Source organism: Streptomyces sp. NPDC051105 (assembly GCF_040682795.1).
Lineage (GTDB): Bacteria > Actinomycetota > Actinomycetes > Streptomycetales > Streptomycetaceae > Streptomyces.
Map to the genome: position 1 here is coordinate 244782 of NZ_JBFBBR010000004.1, position 20527 is coordinate 265308.

General features: G+C 67.3%; 13 protein-coding genes, 1 other RNA gene and 1 pseudogene. 6 read left to right on the top strand and 9 right to left on the bottom strand.

Going from position 1 to position 20527, the window contains the following annotated elements:
• Positions 1-11: 11 nt before the first annotated feature.
• Positions 12-1391, top strand: coding sequence for a hypothetical protein (locus tag AB0N16_RS11865; RefSeq protein ID WP_365795580.1), 1380 nt, complete (start codon positions 12-14; stop codon positions 1389-1391).
• Positions 1392-1538: 147 nt separating this feature from the next.
• Here the strand turns inward: AB0N16_RS11865 and AB0N16_RS11870 are convergent, their stop codons facing one another.
• Positions 1539-3071, bottom strand: a complete 1533-nt coding sequence (locus tag AB0N16_RS11870; RefSeq protein WP_365795582.1) for a hypothetical protein — start codon at positions 3069-3071, stop codon at positions 1539-1541.
• A gap of 12 nt (positions 3072-3083) precedes the next feature.
• Here AB0N16_RS11870 and AB0N16_RS11875 point away from each other — a divergent pair, with 12 nt between their 5' ends.
• Positions 3084-3419: a hypothetical protein gene (locus tag AB0N16_RS11875; protein WP_365795584.1), complete on the top strand. Its 336-nt coding sequence runs from the start codon at positions 3084-3086 to the stop codon at positions 3417-3419.
• Here AB0N16_RS11875 and AB0N16_RS11880 read toward each other — a convergent pair.
• Positions 3416-5227 (bottom strand): hypothetical protein, encoded by a 1812-nt coding sequence (locus AB0N16_RS11880; protein ID WP_365795586.1) that lies wholly within the window; start codon positions 5225-5227, stop codon positions 3416-3418. The two genes, AB0N16_RS11875 and AB0N16_RS11880, sit on opposite strands and share 4 nt — an antisense overlap.
• Before the next feature lie 438 nt (positions 5228-5665).
• Positions 5666-5783 (bottom strand): annotated as a pseudogene (locus AB0N16_RS11885) (transposase); the annotation flags it as partial.
• A gap of 458 nt (positions 5784-6241) precedes the next feature.
• On the opposite strand from AB0N16_RS11885, the gene AB0N16_RS11890 reads away from it, so the two are divergent.
• The 4 genes from AB0N16_RS11890 to AB0N16_RS11905 all read left to right on the top strand — a co-directional run bounded on the left by AB0N16_RS11890 (position 6242) and on the right by AB0N16_RS11905 (position 12548).
• Positions 6242-7150 carry a radical SAM protein gene (locus AB0N16_RS11890; protein WP_218780753.1) on the top strand — a complete coding sequence of 303 codons (909 nt, stop codon included), beginning with the start codon at positions 6242-6244 and terminating at the stop codon, positions 7148-7150.
• Complete coding sequence (locus AB0N16_RS11895; protein ID WP_086799517.1) at positions 7147-7560, top strand: DUF6375 family protein; 414 nt, start codon at positions 7147-7149, stop codon at positions 7558-7560. Before AB0N16_RS11890 ends, AB0N16_RS11895 begins: the two co-directional genes overlap by 4 nt.
• A 7-nt stretch (positions 7561-7567) precedes the next feature.
• A complete protein-coding gene (locus AB0N16_RS11900; protein WP_365795588.1) occupies positions 7568-11578 on the top strand; it encodes an ATP-binding protein in 4011 nt (1336 codons plus the stop codon).
• 511 nt (positions 11579-12089) lie between these two features.
• Entirely contained in the window at positions 12090-12548 is a 459-nt protein-coding gene (locus AB0N16_RS11905) for an ATP-binding protein (protein WP_365795590.1), read from the top strand.
• Positions 12549-12712: 164 nt separating this feature from the next.
• Here the strand turns inward: AB0N16_RS11905 and AB0N16_RS11910 are convergent, their stop codons facing one another.
• The 6 genes from AB0N16_RS11910 to AB0N16_RS11935 all read right to left on the bottom strand — a co-directional run bounded on the left by AB0N16_RS11910 (position 12713) and on the right by AB0N16_RS11935 (position 20492).
• Entirely contained in the window at positions 12713-12955 is a 243-nt protein-coding gene (locus AB0N16_RS11910) for a hypothetical protein (protein WP_365795592.1), read from the bottom strand.
• A gap of 29 nt (positions 12956-12984) precedes the next feature.
• On the bottom strand, positions 12985-15075 hold the full coding sequence (locus AB0N16_RS11915; protein WP_086799885.1) for a hypothetical protein: 2091 nt from the start codon (positions 15073-15075) through the stop codon (positions 12985-12987).
• 508 nt (positions 15076-15583) lie between these two features.
• Positions 15584-17503: a hypothetical protein gene (locus AB0N16_RS11920; RefSeq protein WP_086803136.1), complete on the bottom strand. Its 1920-nt coding sequence runs from the start codon at positions 17501-17503 to the stop codon at positions 15584-15586.
• A gap of 723 nt (positions 17504-18226) precedes the next feature.
• Positions 18227-18628, bottom strand: an RNA gene (gene rnpB, locus AB0N16_RS11925) — RNase P RNA component class A.
• 18 nt (positions 18629-18646) lie between these two features.
• A complete protein-coding gene (locus AB0N16_RS11930) occupies positions 18647-19645 on the bottom strand; it encodes a DMT family transporter (protein ID WP_365795594.1) in 999 nt (332 codons plus the stop codon).
• 16 nt (positions 19646-19661) lie between these two features.
• Positions 19662-20492, bottom strand: a complete 831-nt coding sequence (locus tag AB0N16_RS11935; RefSeq protein WP_365795596.1) for an AraC family transcriptional regulator — start codon at positions 20490-20492, stop codon at positions 19662-19664.
• Positions 20493-20527 lie beyond the last annotated feature (35 nt).

The window sequence follows — 20527 nt, forward strand, 5'->3', positions numbered from 1 at the left end:
GGGGAGAAGCCGTGGCAGAAGCAGCACAGGTGCTCAAGGAACTGGTGGAGGCCTGGAGTGTGCAGATCGACTCGACCAGCGCGTTGGCGGGAGCCGTTGCCGATGCCACTGCGAAGGACGACAAGGAACGGCGGGAGGACGGGCGCGAACCGCTTCGGCGGAAGCCGGGGTTGAGGGCGTTGCCTGCCACCCAGGTCGGTCCATCATTCAGGCTCACTCCGTGGGACGTGCTGCACGCGCTGGGGCGTGCCGCTGTGCTGTCCCGGCAGGGAGCCGGGCGCGGGCTGGCTGAGCACTGGGGTTGTCTGAAGTACTGCCAGGCACTGGACGGCAGCCCTGGTCGGTATATGGCGCTTTCGGAAGAAGGGTTGAACCCCAGGCGCCACTACAAGACTGTTCAGTCTGGCGAGTTGGGCATCGGATTCGCGCTCGCCGTCGCCGAGCGAGCGCTCAAGAAGCGGTACCCGGACCACTTGGTCTCGGTCGTGGACGCGGACATCGCCTTGCAGGCGGGCTGGGCGCTGGCGGGCAAGGACGTCAAGCGACGGGACTGGGTGAAGTTGCGTCCCGACTTCCTCCTGGAGGCGTGGAAGCCCGGCGAGCCGTCGAAGGTCGTCCCTCTCGCGTGCAAGGGGACCCATGCGAAGGGCTCTTACGCGAACACCCAGCTAGCCGCTGCCTCAGCGCAGGTCGAGGCGGTACACATCGGCCCCTGGGATCAGACGCCGACCCTGGTGACGTCGACGGAGCTGCTCGGGCAGGGCGGCATCATCGTGCACGTGCTGCATGCCCCCGGCGACGGCTCCCTGCCGATGCCACCGGACGCACTGAACGCAGATCGCGAACTGCAGGACCTGAACATCTACCCCGACGTCCGCGTCCCGGGCACTGACTGCGAGGGCGAGCAACGCGTGAGCGGCTTCCAGATGATGCCGGACCAGTACCCGTGGTTCCGCAGGGCCCTCGCGCGGGCAGGGGCAGCTGGACTGATGGGGTTCACCGGCGGCGGTGAGCCAACGGCGCAGTACCTGACGGAGCGGCAGGGCAAGCGACACTTCAAGGGCTTCACGCATGCCGGTACGGGAACCGTGCAGGACATCGATCACGAGATCGGCGGGATGTCCTTTGTCGGGACGGATCACGTCTTCCGGTTGAACGGCACGCGGGTGGAGGCGTTCTCTGGTCTTGAGGCGAGCCTCTTCGATCACCTGCGCGATGGGCGGGTGGAGGAGTACCGGCGCGACGCACACGCTCTGCGTTCGAGGTGGCGGGCTGTCCGCCGCCAGGACGACTGGGACGGACCTGTTTCGCTGCGCGAGGACGGTTCCATCATGGCCATGCGACTGCTGCCCGAGCCGCCCCGCACACGCCGCCGCCTCCGCGCACTGTGAACCTAGCCGACACCCCGTGTTGGGCGATGACGTTGCAGGCAAGCACTCTGTGTCCGAGGTCGTGTCGGTCCGCCGAACCGTCGGTCCGCTGATCAGTCCTCACGGCGAGGAGCATTGAGCGGCGAGTCTGGCAGCGGTCCAGCCTGATCAACTTCTGGCGGTGTACTCATCGGGTGGCGTCCACCATCCCGGCCCGGGGTCTGCTGGAGTGGTCAGAACCTGGTCGAGGTAGTCGGTGATGGTGAAGGCTACTCTCGGGTCGGCGATGAATGCCGTGGGGTCGATGGCCTGGGTGACGATCAACGGCACGACGCGCCAAGGGCCGTCTGTGGGAGCAGCGCAGGCGAGCGCCACGGCCTGAGGGTTGGAGGCGACCGCGTCCACCTTGCGCAGGACCTTCGTCAGGTAGCCGTCCTTAGGGTCGGTGAAGCGTCTGATGTGCTGGATTACTGCGTGCGGCGCGTGCCCGGGGTGGGGATGCTTGGCCTCTACAACCCAGAGGCGGGCGGTCGCAGGGTCAGCAATGAGCAGATCGACCTCCCCTCCTGTGGTGGGCAGGCCGGCACGCTCGGCGTCCTTCTCTCTGAAGTTGGCGACGTGGGGCAGTCCGAGACGGTTCGCGATGGCGGCGATGTCCCTCTCCAACTGCTGTTCTATGGCTTGGCGGTGCTTGGCGAGGGCGCCGCGGACCCGCGCGGGCAGGTCTCGATGTGGCAGGCGTCCATCCTGGAAAGCGGCTGCGTAAACCTCCTGCGCAGTGTGGATCACCCACGGAAGAAGCAGCAGTTGCCCGGGATCTGCGGAGATCAGCGGGTGGGTGGTGAGCCGTGGGCGCCGCTCGACCTCCGTGTACCGGTGCTCGCGGTCATCGGCGGCGTTGCCGCGGTCGAGGACAAGTGGGTCGATCGCAGCACGGGTTTCCGAGATGGGCACGCCTGACCAGGCGGCCGCCTCGCGGGCCAGCTCATCGGGCGTGGTGATGCCGTATCCCTCGGGACCAGTTGGCCAGTCCACTGCCGTGCCGAGCACTGCGCCGAGGGCGTCGAATCCGAAGCCCCACGCCCGGCACAGTTCCTGGTCAGCGCGGGCGAGGGAAGAGCCGGGGGCCGGCCGGAGGGCAGTGAACGCCCCGGGCGTCCTGTGCGTCCGGGGCCCGACGTGAGGCGGGGCCGGCAGATCAGCAAGGGTGCTCTGCCGACTCTGGGCCAACCAATGGTGGTGGCGCGCGCGAGTCCACGCTTTCTGGTCCAGTCCAAGGTGGGTGGTAGTGGCGGTCGGGTCCTCGGCATCTGGCTGGTCGATGTGAAAGACGCCGGTGGCATGTACCTGGAGTTCCAGGCCGTGCAGTCCGCGGGCTCCTGCGACGGCTGTGATCCCGCTGTACAGAATCAGTTCGGCGAGGGCGATCAGGTCTGCCACGGCCAGTAGGTCGACGGCGCGATCTCCTTGGGGCGGCGTGGCCAGTGCCTCCTGCAGGAGCAGGTTCAGCGCGGAGGTAGCCACCGAGTCGTCGGATGTACGCCGCTGAGCCTCCCCTACCCAGTTGTCAGCCCAGGGCGCGGCCAGATTGCACAGCAACTCGTGGTGGCGGTGTGTCCGGGCGCACCAGGCGGCGTTGAGGTGACGGGCCAGTTCGGTGGTAAGTGCGGGCTCGAAGGAGCGGATCTCCGTGTCGATCAACGCCTCCAGCGCGTGAAGGACCTGCTCGGCCGGGCGCACGGCGTCGCGCCCGCGCCACAGGCCGGCTGGGACCCCGGCTTCCCGGACGGCCGCTGCCGCGGAACGCAGGGCGCGGATCTGAACGTGTTCGCCGTCCGGCACGGCGTACTCGGGGGTCTGAGCGGGCCACGGGTTCTCGAAGACGTTGAGGGCCAGGACTGGGTCGGCCTGGTTCCACGCCTTGGTGAAGGGTCCGGCATCGGGGCCGTTTCCTGCGTCTCGCCCTTCGCGGACCTGGCTGGCGCAGTGGTGGAGGGCTTGGCCCAGGGCGCGGTGTCCTTCGCGTCCGTCACCCGCGAAAGCCCCTAGGAAATCGGGCCCCAGGACGAGTCGGACGGTAGTGCTGGGCGGATCGGCGGAGACAAGTAGGCGAAGGCCGTCGGCAGGGCCTCGGTGTCTGTTCCGTCGTTGGGCAGCTGCGCCGGGTCCGCCAGGGCCTGGGTCAGCTCCACGGTGATCGGGACCTGGTCGGGGAGGTTGAAGTGCTGGGCGATCACAGGATGGGCGGTGATGGTGGTGCGGATCGCGTCGGCCAGGCCGATCAGGCCCGGGAAGTCCAGCGGTGCCTCGCCGGGCGGGCCGGGGCGGACAGTCACGGCGAGCGGCGGGTGGGTACTCACGGCTGCAGCCGCGGTTGGAGTTGCGTAGTGGTGGAGGTCCGCCTGCAGCCCCGCCGCTCCATCGGGGAGGTCGACGATCTTCGTGGCTGTCCACTCCACGGAGGCGGGCAGGCCCGCGTCCGCGAGGACCTTGTCGATCGGTGCCCAGGTGGCGGCCCGGTCCCAGGACAGGTCTCTGCCTCGCCGCGGGATGACGGCAACCTCCGGCGCGGATTCGCCGGGCGCAAGGAGTGTGCCGTTACGGCGCCAGCTGCCCCACGCATCAAGCAGGTGGAGGTAGGCGATCGCATCCACTCCCGGATGCTGGGTCATCTCCCACACGAACAGGGCCAGCGTGGCTGGGTTCCCGCCGGCATCGGCTGCCATCTCGGCGAGCTCCTCGACATGCACCATGAGGGTGTCGGTGACCACCTCGCGCACGAGGAAACGCGGCCCCGCATACACCACCAGCCGTCCCTGCTCCGGTGAGGTCTCCTCCAGCAGGACCCGCCGGGCGGCCTCGACTCGCGGCCCGAGGTCACCGTCGAGGAGCGCGCTGACGACCGCGACCTCCAAGCGAAGCTGGGGCGCGCTGATCCGGGCCACTTCGTCAGGGCGGGGAACGCTGTGCAATTGCAGTACGTCGGCAACCCGTATCACGGCTAGGTTCTGAACGCGCTGGGCCAGGTCCTGGTTGAATCCGAGCTGTCGCAGGAGCTGTTCGGCGGCAGCCGTGACGGCTTGGAGGGCTTCGCTGGCCGGTACGGGGATCCTCCGGCCGTGGGCCCGTACGGCCAGCACGGGGCCGAGCAGCTGTCGCATCGGGTCGTACTTCAGCTTCAGCTTCCCGATGTCTGCTGTCAGCCACGCCAGCGCCCGGTGTGCGCGCTTCGGGTGGTCGCAGGCAGAGACGATGTCGTCGAGGCAGTCGCGCTCCGCTACCGCGACGGCATCCACGCTGGCCTGGGTGAGCCAGCATGAGATCGTCTCGCCGTCCGGGCCTTCTTCGGAGGTCGGCCAGGCATGCACGCATTCCCTCATCCGTCGGTCGGTGTAGCGCACGGCGAGCTCGATGACGTCGCCGAGGCCGAACCCGACCGCGCCGAGCAGGTGCTCGTCGACGGCACATGCCGTCAGCCGCAGGCTGCGGAGCACCAGAAGGGGGTGATCCAGGTCCCCCGGGTGCAGCAGCATTCCAGCGAAGCGCACACCAGCTCGTACGTCGTTCGGCTTCCCCTCAGTGAGGACGCCCCGTCCGGGGGCGCCCTGCACCGCAGCCTCGACGAGGACCGGCAGCACCTCGGCCATGACCATCGCACCAGAACGGCGCCCGCTGCGAATGACGCGCGTCCACAGCAGCAAGAGATGGTCATGGAATCGGGAGCAGGTCGGTGCCATCAGCGCGGCTTCCAGCAAGACCAGCAGCGACTCGGTCGAGTAGGGGGCAAGTGCCTTGTCGATGGTCTTCCACTGCACGCGTCGCTGCTGCGCGGAGGTGGCCGGAGGCGTGCTGGTCATCGCGGTGCTCCCAGAGTGTGATCCTGACGATGCCAGGGTGGCAGCAAGTGCCCGGACGGCGCCTTTGAGTTGACAAGCGCGAACTCACCGGTCACGGTCTACGCCGCCCCGGTGCCTTGGCTGGAGCAGGGCCTGGACGCGGTGTTGACCATCGTCAGCGACAAGATATCGAGCCGCTGGGTCGCTGCTTTGGAACGCGGATCCGTAAGTTGGCGGTCCCAGAGTGGAAGCGCTCCGGGTTCTGGGAGGACTCTTCGATTCTGAACCGCCTGCGGTCGCCGAGTAGCTGCTCGGGCCCGCTTTGCCTCCTCGCGGATAGACATGGCGAGGCGGTAGCCCCTACCGGGGATCCATCGGAGTAGGCCTTGTCACCGCGCACCCGGCCCGGCCTGCTGCGCGGGCGGCCCGGTCTGCGGTCTGCGGTCTGCGGTCTGCGGTCTGCGGTTCGAACGTGCCCGAGGTGTCTCGCGGCACCTTGACCTCGACCGGCCCGGCGTCGGTCAGCACGGTCTTGGCCCGGCCCCCCGTTGCGGGAGATGCCACTGCCCCCGGCCGCCAGCATCGTGCTTCTCGTAGCCGAGGTGATCGGTGATCTCACCTTCCAGAGCAGATTCAGGACCCGCTTGGTCAGCCGCTGCAGCAGCCCACCCTGTCCGATCAGCTGCAGCCGCTCCGACCGGTCCTGCTCCACCAGACCAGCTGTTCATCGGACACGGGCGCAGGCCGCTCACGCTGAGCACTCTCGACAGGCTTCACGGTCTCCAGCTCCACGGCAGTAGCGATCGCTTGGCGTCTCTCCCATGATCGTCGGATCCGCCATTAGATTTACCCCCCGCACCGGTGACCGCACACTGCGCCTCTTCCGTCACAGCCGGGCCGCATCTGTCGTCTCGGCGGTCACCGGATCAAAGACTGCCATCCCAAAGGCCCTGGCGGTTAGGAAGATCTCCCACAACGAGATCAAATAGCGTCCGCTCCTACAGAGCCTGCGGGACGCGCTGAGGTACTGGCATCATGCTGCTGGTGAGGTACAAGGTTCGTATGTCCGAAGCTGGCGTGCACTTCTTCGATCGGCTTTCCGGGCTCAACGTCCTGCTCGACGAGGTGAAGGTGCCAGCGGAGCGGATCTCCCGTGCTCCCCGCTACCTGTCTGTTGCTTTGACGAACGCTTGCGAACTCCGTTGTGCCTACTGCTACGCGCCTAAGCACGCCAGCTCGCTCGACGTGGACCGTGTGGTTGCCTGGGCGGTCGAACTCGACGCCGCTGGATGCCTCGGAGTCGGGTTTGGAGGCGGAGAGCCGACCGCGCATCGTCAGTTCGTCGAACTCTGTGCTCGGGTCGCGGAGTCCACCTCGATGGCCGTGACATTCACGACGCACGGACATCGCCTCACTCCGGCAGTTACCGACGCCTTGCGAGGCTCCGTGCACTTCGCACGCCTGTCCGTCGACGGGGTCGGACCTACATACGAGCGGCTTCGGAGGCGGCCGTTTGCGGCAGTGATCTCCGCCGCCGGCCTCCTCCGTTCAGTTGCGCCGATCGGCATCAACGCGGTCGTGAACGCCGACACGATCGGCGAGCTCGATGACCTCTCAGCGTTCGCAGCTGACGTCGGAGCGTCTGAACTGCTGCTTCTGCCGGAGCAGCCGACCGCCGCTACGCCCGGTATCTCTGACGCCGATGCGGAGCGCCTGGTGCACTGGATGCGAACCGCAAGGCCTCAGGTGCGGCTTGCGATCTCACGCTCCGGGCTCGAATCCTTGGTACCGGCGGTCGAGGTCATTCCTGGTGAACACCCTCTGGACGCGCACATGCACGTCGATGCGGCCGGTGTTCTACGGCCCCACGCATACGCATCGGCAGGAACGCCGATCGAGGACTCCATCCTGGATGCGGTGCAAGCTCTGCGGGAGGCAGCATGAGGATCTGGCACAGCTACGGCTCGGAGCACTCGATGGATCTGGTCCTGATCGGCACGTTCGAGACAGTCTCCGGAGCCGAGGCGGCGATGGAGCGGATGGAGGCTCTCAAGACCTTGGCCGAGGCGGAGTGGTCCGACGACGACTGGCTACGCGCTGATGAGCGCATGCCCCGAGCGCTCGCCGATGAGCTGGGTAAGTTGAGGCTCTACGACATGGGGCGGTCCGATGTCGACATCTATGCCCTCGATCATTCGGTCCAGCGCACCGGATCAACGGTACGGGTCTGGACCGAGGAGTCCGAGGTTCAGGGGTTTGTGAAGGTGCTCGTCAACCTCGGTGCGCGGGTCGAGGTGTTCTCTCGGCACCACTGGAACGAGGACGGGACGCCGCGGTCGGACACGGACAGTTGAGGTAGCGGTGGAGCTGACTGATCTGGCACGCCTGCCTGGCGCCGCCGACAAGAACTTCGAGGCGCTCACGCGAGCGATCGTGTCCCGCCGCTACGGCAGGCTGGGCACCCTTCGTGAGCGGCGGAATCAGCCTGGGGTCGAGTTCTATCTACACGTCGAACACCCTGGTGTGCTCGGGGAGCCCGGCCGGGTGTGGGGATGGTCGTGCAAATGGTTCATCCTGGGCAAGGACAACGAGCTCACCAGCGCACAGCGCAGCCAGATCGAGGACTCCGTCGCAAAGGCGATCAAGTACGTCGCCGGGCTGACCGACTTCGTACTCTGCCTGCCGCAACGTCCTGCCAAGAAGGATGAGGGGTGGATCCACGGCCTCGGCCCGGCCAACGGCATCTCGACCAAGCTGTGGGCCACCGAAAACTTCGATGCCGAGCTTTCCGGATACGACGAACTCCGCTCCACCTTCTTTGGAGAGTTGGTGCTGTCCCCGGACACGCTCGCGCGAGCTCATGAGCGCTCTGTGGCACCGGTCAAGGCCCGATGGGTGCCTCCGTTGCACACGTCGAACCATGTGGAACGCCGAATCGACCGTGCCCTTCTGCGCTCCGCGTCGTTCGACTGGCTCGCTGAGCACACAGACCTCATCGCCGACCGCAGTGGTGCGCTCCAGGACGCCCTTGCGGACATCGACGACGAGGCCACACGTACGGCAACCGAAGAGATCATCGCTGATCTTGAACGGTTTGTCGGGGAGTTGCGGGCGATCGCCGATGCCGGACGTGGCCTTCGGCCGATCGAGGCTCGTGAGCGGACCGCTGATCTTCAACCGCCGGCCACGTCCCCGCGCAAGCTCCGCACCTTTGTGCTCAAGCTGAGAAAGCAGCGCCTGCCAGTTGCTCTGGCCGCGACCGGCCTAGGGTCGGAAATCCGTGACGTCGTACGGTGGCTGAAGGATGTGCAAGCAGATGCCGAAGCCCCCTTGATCGCGGTCGTAGCAGCTGCAGGCCAGGGCAAGACGCACCTTGCCGCCCAACTGACAGCGCTGGCCGACCGACCAACAGCCGGGGTATTCATCCAGGGCGGACGACTGCGAGCCGGCGGAAGCCTCGACGACCTGGCCCGCCGCATCCCCGGGCTGAAGATCGATCGTTTCGAGGACTTGCTTGAGGCTCTCAACTCAGCCGGTGCCCGGGCTGGCGCCCGAATCCCTCTGGTGATCGACGGCCTGAACGAAGCCGAGAGGCCCTCGGAGTGGCGCGTCCTGCTCGATGAGTTGGCACCAGCGCTCGGTGACTACCCGAATGTGCTGGTGATCGTCACCCTCCGCGAGGCGCTCGCCGCTTACGCTGTCCCGGATATTGCCGTGGCCACGGAGCTTGAGTGGTACCAGGCAGAAGTCAACGAGATCGTCCGCACCTACTTCGACCACTATCTGATCAATGCTGCCGGCGCCTGGTTGCCGACCGGGATGTTTGAGAACCCGCTCTTCGTCCGCATGTACTGCGAAGCGGCCAACCACGACCGCCGAGAGCCAGTGGGCGCCGAAGCACTTCCGACATCACTGGTTGGCGTATTCGAGCTGTATCGCCAGGGCGTCGTCCAGCGACTTGGCCAGGATCCCGCCCGTGCCACGGTGCCCGTCGACCAGATCAAGCGGCGCCTCTCCGCACTCGCCTGGGAGATGTGGACCCGCGGCGTCCGCCGCCTGCCGTCCGACGATGCGAAGGCCATTCTCGACGCCGGTGAGACAAACTGGGACGAGAGCTTGTTTCGGCGCCTCGAAGAGGAAGGGGTTCTCCTCCGAGAGGAGGCCGACGGTAGAGACGACACTGAGACGGCATTCCTCTTCGATCGTCTTGGCGGATATCTCATCGCTGACGCGCTCCTTGCGCGTTTGACCCATGCCGAGCTGGAGGACCGCCTCGCAGATGCGACGTTGTGGGAGTCCCTCGTCGGCGAGGACGGCCACCCTCTTGGTGAAGACGTCGTCATCAGCCTCGTCGGGCTGGTGCCCCGCCGGTTCTCAGCGCACCACCTCTGGCGCTTCGCCCCGGAAGGGCACCGGTCCTGGGTGCTCGCGCAGGAACTCAACTCGGAATCCGAGTTCCTTGACGACCGCACCGTCGACGAACTCGTGACACTGATCGGCACAGGGAACTGGAACGCTCCCAGGCCTCGCGGGTACGGAGGTCTGCATCCGTTCGACCGGCTCTGGGAGGTCCGCGCGTCCTCCGCGCACAAGCTGAACGCTGGCTTCCTCGACCGGGTTCTCCGCTCACTGACCCTCGTGAAGCGTGACCGAAAGTGGACCGAATGGATCCGCCACCGCGCCGATGACCTGCTTCTGAAGAACCTGAAGCGGGTGATCGAGCGCTGGAGCGGAAGCATGCACCGCGCCGAGACGGACGACCTGCACGCGCTCGCGGTGGCATGGCTGTTGACGTCCACGAACCGCGATGTGCGCGATCTCTCGACCAAGGCCCTGCAACGCTACGGCCGACCGGAACCGCAGCGTCTTTTCGATCTTGCTGCTCGTATGGTCGATGTTGACGACCCGTACGTTGTCGAGCGCGTTATCGGGGCCGCGTTCGGCGCCGCCAGCGCCCACCAGATGCCCGACCCGGGTGGTTCGTTCGAGCACGCGCTCACGGAGTGGCTCGGCGAGCTGCGTGACCGCTTCCTCGACAGCGGGACCATGCCGACTTCTCATGAACTGCTGCGCAGCTACGTGCGGGCAACCTATGAACTCGCCGGGATCCTCCACCGTGGCGCCGTTCCTGGGGGAGTTGACCCGCTCGCGCTGACGTTCGGGGTCGTACCTCCGGCTCCCGTGATGGCGGAGGACGACCCGAACGCCGAGGAGTGCGACAAAACCTTCGGCCTGGACTTCGAGAACTACGTGATCGGATCCGCCATCGAGGGCAGGAGCAACTACGACTTCGCCCACGCTGATTTCCGTCGTGCTCGCGGTGAGGTCATGGCCCGCGTCTGGGAGCTCGGATGGCGTACCGCGATGCTCGGCGACGTCGATCGGAACATCATGGAGGCCTCCGAGAGGCGCTCTTCATCCAGGCGCACAAGAGTGGAGCGTTACGGCAAAAAGTATGGATGGATCGCCTATTACGAGCTAATTGGCCGTCTCGCCGACGCCGGACGCCTCCCGGAGTGGTGGGGAGCCGGCGGGCGCAACGTCGCACCGGACGTCGACCCGACGTTTCCCGATGAACCCCCGGTGATGCCCTTCCCACTCCCGGAGTGGGCGCCGGCCAGTCCGACGAACGACGAGGAATGGCTCCGCACTGGCGCAGTGCACGTTCCGGCGGGACTGCGGTCGTCGGCGAGCCTCCATGAGGTCGCTGAAGAATGGCTGCTCGTCGAGGGCTTTCTGGAACACCGGCGCGATGGGCGAAAGGTGTTCGGGTTCTTCCGTACGCTCCTGCTGGAGCCCACGGATACAGCCCCCGCGCTCAAGCTCGCTCAGGGCCTTGACTACCCCGGAAACCACTTCTTCCCCGAGATCCCCACGATCCGGGGGGTGTTTGCTGGTGAGACACCGTGGAGTCCGCGGTTCGACATCCGCTTCGACGACGATCCCGACTCCCGCCCGTCATTGCGTCGCGACTGGCAGGAGGAGGGCATCGGCGTTGGCCAGGTGGCCGTAGAACTCGCTACCGGTGAAGGAGAGTCACCAACTGCGCTCGATCGGTCCTATGACGTGCCGTCCTACGAGTTCGCCGCTCGATTCAGGCTTCGTCAACTCCCCGGCACGCTGGACCTCGTCGACGTCGACGGCGTCCGCGCCTCGGCGGTCTTCCGAACGGAGGACCCGTGGCGTGGACAGCTGCTGTTCCTTCGCCGTGATCTCGTGGTCGACTTTGCAGGTGATCGCCGGATCGTGCAGGTCGCCTGGGGCGAGCGCGAGGTGACCGTCGAATGGAGCGCTCCACCCCCCTGGGTCCGTGTGGCGCGTGAGAAGTACGAGCACGTATGGCGCGATATCAAGGTGCTCGACGAGCCCTAAAGCCAATGCCGTGGCTCTGTTGGTGATCTTGGGCTGGTCACTTGATGGTTGAGCACAGAGTGCGGAAGTGCGTAGCCCGGCGTGGTGTTCTGGGTGCAGTGTCGATCCAGTCGGCGACGCGTGCGACGTTGCAGGCCATCGCGGTGAAGACGTCCTGGACGTGAGAGCGGCGCCCCCGCCATTCTGGATGCGGCCGATGAATCCGGTCGCCGGAGAGTCTCCCGCCTCCGGGGGCGGGACCACGACGCTGACGCCCGCACGGTGGAGGGCTTCGACCGGCCCTCGTCAAACGGGCGCCCGAACCCGATCGCGGCAGAGTCGTCCACGTGGGCGCACACGTCCGGCAGGGATCTTCCCTACGCACGCGCCAGATGCGTGACCAGAGTCAGTCCGTTGCCCGCGAGCGCAGCGCCTAGCACCTCGGTGAAACGGCTGATGCCCGGCCGTCCGATGGGCAGAACGGGGATGGACAGCAGGACGATGTCGCGAGGCCAAACGTCTGGCCCGCCGGGTGAAGGACTTGCTGAAGCTCGCCCGCCTCGACGAGACCCAGGCCGGAGCTGACCCCACGGGCATCCCCCTCCAGCTCGCCCCCACCGACCCGCGCACGCTCGCCGTCGACGCCCTTCACGACGTACGCGCCCTGGCCCCCACCCGCCCGGTCACCCTCACCGGCCCCGACGACGACACCCCCGCCTCCGCCGCGGCCCTGGCCGACGAGGCCGCCCTGCGCCAGGTCGTCTCCAACCTGGTCGGCAACGCCATCGCCCGCGCCCCCACCGGATCCCCGATCCGCATCGGAGTCGGCACCTCCGACGGCCACGCCGTCCTCGAAGTCGCCGACCAGGGCCCCGGCCTGCCCCAGGAACAGGCCGACCGGGTCTTCGAACGCTGCTGCCGAGCCGGCCGCTCCCGCACCGGCACGACCGGCGCCGGCCTCGGCCTGTCCCTGGTCAGCGCCCATCGTTGACGGGTGGAACTGAGGACCGCGCCGGGACAGAGAGCGGTCTTCCGGGTCCTGCTGCCGCACGCGGCCGATATGGCAAGCCGAGCCCAACGAGTCCCTCGACTAACGGACTTGGGAGCGGTTGAGGTGGAAGCATGCTGGCCTGCCAGATTGGCTGGCGGGTAGGTCTAGTCACGCTTGGACGGCTCCACCATGTGCTGGTTGAGCCGGATGCCCGCTGCCCCCGTCCACGACTTGGCGGGACGGGTCTGACCGGCGTAACACGCGAGGCCGTCGCGGTTGACCACGACGTACACGGCCTTCTCCTCATCGCCGTCGTACGGCCTATCAATGTTCTGAGCGACGGGGCGGCTGGCCAGGAGATTGTCTCCGGCAAGATCGGCAAGGTACAGGTACCGACTCCTGGTCATAGGCACAACCCCGGCCCATGGCGAAGTGCTCACTGCTCGTGGTCCTCCGCCGTCATTCGATTCAGGGCCTTGGCCATCACCTCAAGCTTCTTGATCGGCCCGTCGGTCTGGTGAAAGGGCATGAGCTCCGGAGAGGGATTCTGGCTACGGATCGCCCGGTAGTTCTGGAATGCTTCGTCGGCATGCACGATCTTGCGGCACAGCTCGTTGAAGGCGTTCTCCTCTGCGGAGGCTGCGGTCTTCTCGGCGCTGCCCTGTACTGCGATGCGCACCGCATGGCGCAGACGGGCGTCCCGCGCGGTCACCGAGGCCGTCGCGTCGTCGAAGGTCTCGATGTCCGTCGTCCCGTCGGGAACCCGGATCCCGAGCAGCGACGTACCGGCGCGGTTTCGCTTGATGTTCTCGGCCAGCATGCGCAGGCCCCAGGGGAAGTTCGTCAGCTTGTCGACGATACTCGCGACGCTGGACCGGTCGATGAGGTCGTTGACTTCCTTCTCACTGGAGCCCTTGGGGCTGGTCAGCCCGCCACCGATGACCAGGGCCACCATGCCGAGCACTCCGAGCAGCCTGGCGTAGCGGCCCGGCTCCCCGGTAACAACTTCTTTGTCTCCGACCGGCGCCAGTTCCTTGAGCGCGAGCTTCAGCACCAAATCGACGGAGTCGTCGTCGTTGATCATTGCCGGCCGCCAGGGGTGGTCGACGAGCGACTGCCAGATGCAGCCGGAGTTGAGCGCAGTGCGGCTGCGTTCTAGGTCGTTGGAGCTCATGACGGCGCCATAGGAGCGCAGGACCAACTCGCTTGCGACGGCGGAGCGGTGCGAGAGCATCACCTTCCGCTTGCCGAACTTCTCACGCATGGGCTTGTTGAGCTTGGCGGAGTTCACCGAACAGAGGCTGATGACCATCATGGCCCGCAGGTCGCGCAGGTCGGGGTCGAGGCCGTACGCCTCCATGACCTCGGAGACATCTTCCCGGCCGATCAGCAGTTCGACCTGGTCTTCGTCGAAGTGCCCACTCTGCTGCGCGGCGAGCACGATCTCTTCCGCCATGACCGCGTTCTGGGCGCCCGTGTCGAAGGTCTTCACCCCGACGTTCATCCGCACCAGCAGCGAGCGCACCGCCGAGGCGAACCGGGTCACGCCATGGGTCTCGGGGTCGTCGTCCTCGTATCCGACGATCACCTGGACCGGCGCGGTAAGGGCGTTGAGCGCGCAGACAGCCCGATTGCGCTCCTTAAGGTCCTTGAGCGACTTGCCCACCGGAAGGGCGAGCCGGTCCTCGTTTGCCTTGATGATCTTGCGGGTCAGATCGCGACGTTCGTTGAGGTCGCAGTCCATCAACATCGAGGGCAACAGCATCGGGCGCTCGTCATCCTCGTACTGCTTACGCAGCCGCTGAGGCAGCCAGCGCGGGTCGATCTTGATCTGTGCGTAGGCACTGGCCAGCCGGCTGTTGCCGTCCACGCTGACCTGCTCCAGCTCGTTGGTCCCACCGGTGTAGCGGAGGGTCGTGAAGACCGTGGTCAGTGAGCGGTGGATGATGTCGGGGCCGATGTCGTGCTGCGGGTTGTCCTTGCGCACGGCCTGGCAGTTGCGGTCGGTGGCCTCCAGAAGAGTGTCCTTGGTGGCCGTGTAGACCAACTTCGCGTACATGCCGTCCGACTCCGGCATCGGGACCGCGATGTGGCCAATCCGGCGACCGTCCGTTTTCACGGTCTTGGCGTCGAACGACGGATCGGCGGCATAGATCAGCTGGTCCCCAAGCCGGTCGTTGCTCGGGGTCAGCGTGAACAGGGTCACGAATTGGCGGGTCTCGATGATCGAGAGCCACCCGGTACCGGTCCGGTGACGCGTGACACGGAACCCGTCGGGCTCCACGCAGCACATCAGTAGCCGCCGGAGCGTGTCCGGATCCAGGTCCACGCCCTTGAGCGCGCCGAGCTCAGTCGCGGCCTTGGCGGCCGACCGAGGGTCTACTACGCGCAGTGTCGGTGTGCCGACCACAGTGGTGGTGGTCGCCACGGGGACCACCTGCAGCGGCGCTTCGACCGGCTCGGCCTCGAGGTCATCGCTTGGGTCGTCAGCCGAATTCCCGGCGAGAACGATGGAATTGATGGTCACGGAAGAGACCTCTCGTGGGCATCCCGGAAGTCCGCGTGCAGCGGAGCCATCGGGGCCCACACACTCGCTGTCCGCTCCGGGGACACTCGGTGCCCGGCGCTTCGGCGACACCTGCGAGCGTTCGCACCGAGACGGTTCCGAGGACCATCAGCATCTTCTTCAGGGCCGCAGCGCTAAAGAGGAGGCGGTACGTCTTATCACACGTGACGTGCTTTCATGTTAGCAGGGTGTCTGCGTGCAAGGGCTCTAGACCAGCGGGCAAGTGGCCACTAAACCTGCCCTGTTGGACTGCGGTACGGGCCGCGCACGCCTGAGGCCCCCGCCCCCGCTGGGGCGAGGGCCTCGGTGGGGCACCGACCAGGTTCTACTGCGATCCCGGCATCGAGGGCACCCACGCTAAGGACGGCGTCGAGGGGCAGACCGGCTGGCGGAGGCCCGGGTTCGCGTGAGATCGCGTACGCCCTACCGTCTAACGGGTAGCGTTGATGTTCCGTCAGGTGTGCGATGGTCAGCCTCGTGGGCGGTTGTGGTCGGTGACAGTGCCGCCATGCGGCGGGCGCGGCAGGGCGTCGGCGAGCGGCTTCAGCGCCGCGTCCAGTAGTTCGGACTGCCGGGCGGGTCGGCTGGGATGAAGCCGCATGACGTGGAAGATGTGGTCGCGTACGGCGGCATTGCGCAGACCGCCGGACTGCTTGCCGCGCAGGATGTCCAGCATCCCGGGGCCGGACTCCTCCTGGATGCCTTCGATCATTTCCAGTTCTTCGATGTCTACGATCTCCACCGGATCGGTGTCCAGTGCCTGCAGCAGCCCGCGCGCCCGGGCACGTTCACGGATGACGGTGAGGGTGACCGGGTTGACGGGGAAGCCCTCGGGCAGCACGAGCAGGGGGAGGTAGCGGCGCTCCGCGGGAGCCGACGTGCCGGTGAGCGCGGCCTCGTCGCGGCGCAATGCGGCGATGGTCGCGTCGATCTGGTCGAGTTCCTCGATGAGCTTGTCGATGTCCTCGATCTGTGATTCGCCGGGTACGGCGGTGGCGGCTTCGCGGCGCAGCTGGGAGGTCGTGACCTCGATAACAATCCAGGTGCCGGGGTAGTCGATCGCGGCGTCGGCGATGCGCTGGCCTTCGGCGGTGTAGGCCGCCTTGAGTTCGGCGTCGTCGTAGACCCGGCGGGTGGTGCCCTCGTCGCCCACGATCCGGTGCAGGACCTCGCTGACGTAGACCTCGCTGAGGTGACGCAGGGCCGACTCGGCCCGGGCCGCAAGCTTGCGGTGCCCGACGGGCCTGGTGTGCCCCGGCGGTGGAAACTTGATGTCCCAGATCGGCAGCCATCCGAAGGCGCGGTTGAGCAGGTGGCGGGGGTCGAGGACAAGCAGCCGGCCCTCGGGCAGGCGGAGGACCGGCCACTGCTGGAAGGGGTCGAAAGCCCATTCGGTGCGCTGATCGGGCTGTTGACTGCGCACCGCCTCGCGCATGCCCGACAGGTCGGTGCTGATTAGCGCCAGCACAGCCTCGACCTGCTCGGCAGGTATGTTTAGGCCGCCCAGTTCGCCCGGTTCGATGACGAAACGGCCGGACGTGGTGACCATCCACAAGTAGCCGGCGACGGCCGCCAGGGAGTCGAACTGGATGCCCGTGCAGTCCCGGTAGACCTCACCGAGGTCGACGATGCCCGGCTCACCCTGGTGCTCGGCCGGCAATTGCAGCCAGCGGCGCGCATAGCGGGCCAGGAATCCCGCGACGGACCAGTTGTGGTTGAAGTGCTGGTTGGCGATGATCTCGCGGCCCAGCGTGCCCGGCCGGTCGCCGATGATGGTCGGGCCGGAGTCGGGGAACACTCCCATCATCTGCGTGAGGGCGAAAAAGGCGCCCAGGACGTCGCCTTGGGATGTGCCTTCCGACAGTGTGTCCGGCGAGGCTTCCATAGCCATACGGGCCAGGAGCATGAAGGCCTGGGGAACGAGGAGTCGACGGGTCTCGTCCCGGAGCAGGTTGAGAACCCGCCCGCGGATCGGCTCCTTAAACAGCCGGTCGGCGAACTGCTGGTCGACCTCGCTGGCGGATGCGCCGGGAACGGCCAAGGCGTTGAGGGCCAGGGCGCAAAAGCGCAGAACCCCCTCCAGGGGAAGGCGCTGCAGTTGGCGCCGGGTGTAGTCGGCAGGCAGCTGGAATCCGAAGATCTCTTCCGGTGTGAGGTAGACCGCGGTCAGATCGATTGGCGCCGGTTCCTGGAAGGATGCGGGGACCCACAATCCACTGGAGCGTTCGTTCCAGCGAGGTACGAGAGCCGTCGCGGTCGATCCCTGGAGCACCGGGTTACCGGCCGACGGATCGGCCAGATAGCTGGTCCGCAGGGAGGCAGGCTCGGTGTCGGCGAGCATCTGCCGCATGGCCTCGATCTGCTGCGCGAGGTAGTCTCCGGCGTCCATCGGTGCTCCTGTCGTGCATGTACCGTCGACCATGGGCTCGGCTCTCGGCATCTCGTTCTAGCGGCTATCAGGATCGACGCCGGGGACAGGCGGAGCCAAGCGAATAACCCCCGGCCGGCATGTCCAGCACATCGGCTGCGACAAGGCACGCCGTCGACCGCGCCAACGGCTTCGCCCTCCAGGAAAGCCGCCTATCAGCGTCTCTTCGCGTCAGGCCCGTGCGCCATCAGCGAGATCCCAGGCACCTCGCTCAAGGCCGATGCCCAAGTCGATGCCCGCTCTGACCTCGACCGCGAACTTGACGGCGCCGAAGTAGTCGGGAGCGCCAGTGCGTGCCAAACATAGGCATCGGCCACACAGGAGGCGACCGGCAAGGACCTGGCTCGTGGAAATACGGAAGGCGAGCGCGATAAACACAGGTGGGGTGGACCGCCAACCCCGCACGCCCATACACAACACGCATACGGAGACACGCCGGACGATACTTTCGAGTATGCCTGGGGCCTCTCGACTCGCCGTCTGCGGACTGTCAACTGCCCTCACACCCGAGCAGGCGCCCAATAGGCCCCATCCATCCCCTTATAGGTTGGACAGAGTCAACAATACGCGGCGTACATCGCCACGTTGTCACCCACCTGCACGGCCCGGATTCGACCCGGATTCGACCCGGCCGGTTTGTTCAACGAGTGAACATGGGCTCTGACCTGCGGAAATAGAGAGCGGCAGACGAGTCGGGCTGTACGCCGGGTTCTGTGCCCCGGTCCCTCGCGGGTGCCGGGGTGACGGCCATCCATCTAGGGCCGGTGTTGCCACCGGCCTCGTGCGGTCTACCCGGGGGCTCGGGCGGGCAGCCCTCGAACGTCCCCGCAGAAGCACCAGGGTGCTTCCTTTTGACCTTGCTCCGGGTGGGGTTTACCTAGCTGCCCAGGTCGCCCTGGGCACTGGTGGTCTCTTACACCACCGTTTCACCCTTACCCAGCGCCTGAGCGCTGGGCGGTTTGCTTTCTGTGGCACTGTCCCGCGAGTCGCCTCGGGTGGCCGTTAGCCACCACCCTGCCCTGTGGAGCCCGGACGTTCCTCGGGAAGCCCCCTGAGGGGACTCCACGCGGCCGTCCGCCCGGCTCGTCTGCCGTGTCGACCATGTTACCGGGCGCCGGCCTCGTCTCGTTCCGGCCGGGGGTCCGGGCCGCGGCGGAGCCACTGCCGGGCGGGGCGGCCCGGCACCGGGGCTGCCGGCGCCTTCGGTTCCGAGGCCCCCAGCACCGGCTCCACCGACCCCTTCGGTGCCGAGGCCATCGTCGCCAGCACCGACCCCGCCAGGATGAGGGTGAAGGCGACCGCGATCGTCGCGGTGAAACGCTCGTCCAGGAACAGCGCGCCCGCCGCCACCGCCACCGCCGGGTTGACGTACGTGATCACCGTCGAGCGGGTCGGGCCTATCTCCTTGATCAGTTCCAGGAAGGCCACGAAGGCCACCGCCGTGCAGAGGACGCCCAGGGCGAGGAGGGAGAAGAGGGCGCCGGAAGAGGGCACGGAGGCGGGCCAGGTGGCTGCGGCCGCGGGGGCGTAGACGATCGTTGCCAGGGTCAGGCACGGCGCTATGAGCTGCAGCGTCGGGACGTCCTTCAGGCGGCGGGCCGCTATCAGGGGTGCCGTCGCGTAGCCGAGCACCGTCAGCAGGACCTCGCCCAGGGAGCGGGCGTCGCCGCCGGTCAGGTGGGGGACGGTCAGGACGCCCACGCCGGCCAGGCCGATCAGGAGGCCCGCGATCCGGCGTGCGCCCAGGTGCTCCCGCTCGCCGCCGAAGTAGCGTGCCGCCACCACGCCCACGATCGGTACGCCCGCTATCAACAGGCCCGCCGTGGAGCTGGACAGGTGGCGTTCGGCGTCCGTGAGCGTGAACCAGGGGCCCATGATCTCTATGCACGCGAAGGCCAGCATCGGGCGCCAGTGGGTGCGGATCGTCAGCCACAGGCCTCCCTGGCGGACCGCCAGGGGAAGGAGGAGCAGGGCGCCCACGGCACACCGCGCGAACACCACCATCGACGGGGACACCTCGTCCACCGCCACCTTGATCATCAGATAGGGGATGCCCCAGATCACTCCCATGAGGGAGAAGAGGAACCAGCCTCGTGCAGTCATGTACAGAGCATGGGTGTCAGTACCGTCCCGCGTCTTGAACGCTGTTGCGGTAGGCGGCGGGGGTCACGCCCAGTACTCGGCGGAACCAGCGGGTGAGGTGGGCCTGGTCGGCGAAGCCCACCAGGGTCGCGACCTCCGCCGGGCGCAGGCCCGAGTCCAGCAGGGCGCGGGCCCGGGTCACCCGGTACTGGGCCAGCCAGGCGTACGGCGGGACGCCCATCGTCGTGCGGAAGGCCCTGAGGAGCTGGTAGCGGGAGAGGCCCAGGTCGGCCGCCAGGTCGGAGAGTGAGGGAGGAGACGTGAGTTCGTCGGCGAGTCTGTCTCGGACCAGGAGGGATATCCCCTGCGCTCCGGGGACGTGGTCCGTTGCCGGGCGGGCCGTGGAGTGGCGGCGGGACAGGGCCGTCAGCAGCCACGGGAGGCGGGATTCCGCTTCCAGCGGGTCGGGGCAGGTGGCCAGGTCGGTGTGGGTCTGGCGGAGGGCCGCGGCCAGTTCCGGGTCGTCCAGTACCGGCTCGCGGAAGTGCGGTGTGCCGGTGCCCAGGGTGCCCTCCGCCACCAGGGACGAGTTCGCGTACAGGGCGCGGTAGGCGTAGCCCTCGGTCGGGGTGGCCGGGCCGCCGGTGTGCATCTCTCCGGGGGCCAGTACGACGATCGCGCCGGGGCCGTTGCGGATGTGGCCGCCCCGGTAGTCGATGATCTCGGAGCCGCCCACGCACACCCCGATCGTGAACTCCGCGTGTGCGTGCGGGGCGTAGGTGTGGCGCTCGAAATGCGCCGTCAGCAGGTCGAGCGGCGGTCCGCAGCGGCCCAGCCGAGCCCTCGTCCACCGTGCTTGTTCCGCCACTTCCGGCACCCCCTGTGCGACCCCCTGCGCGTCAA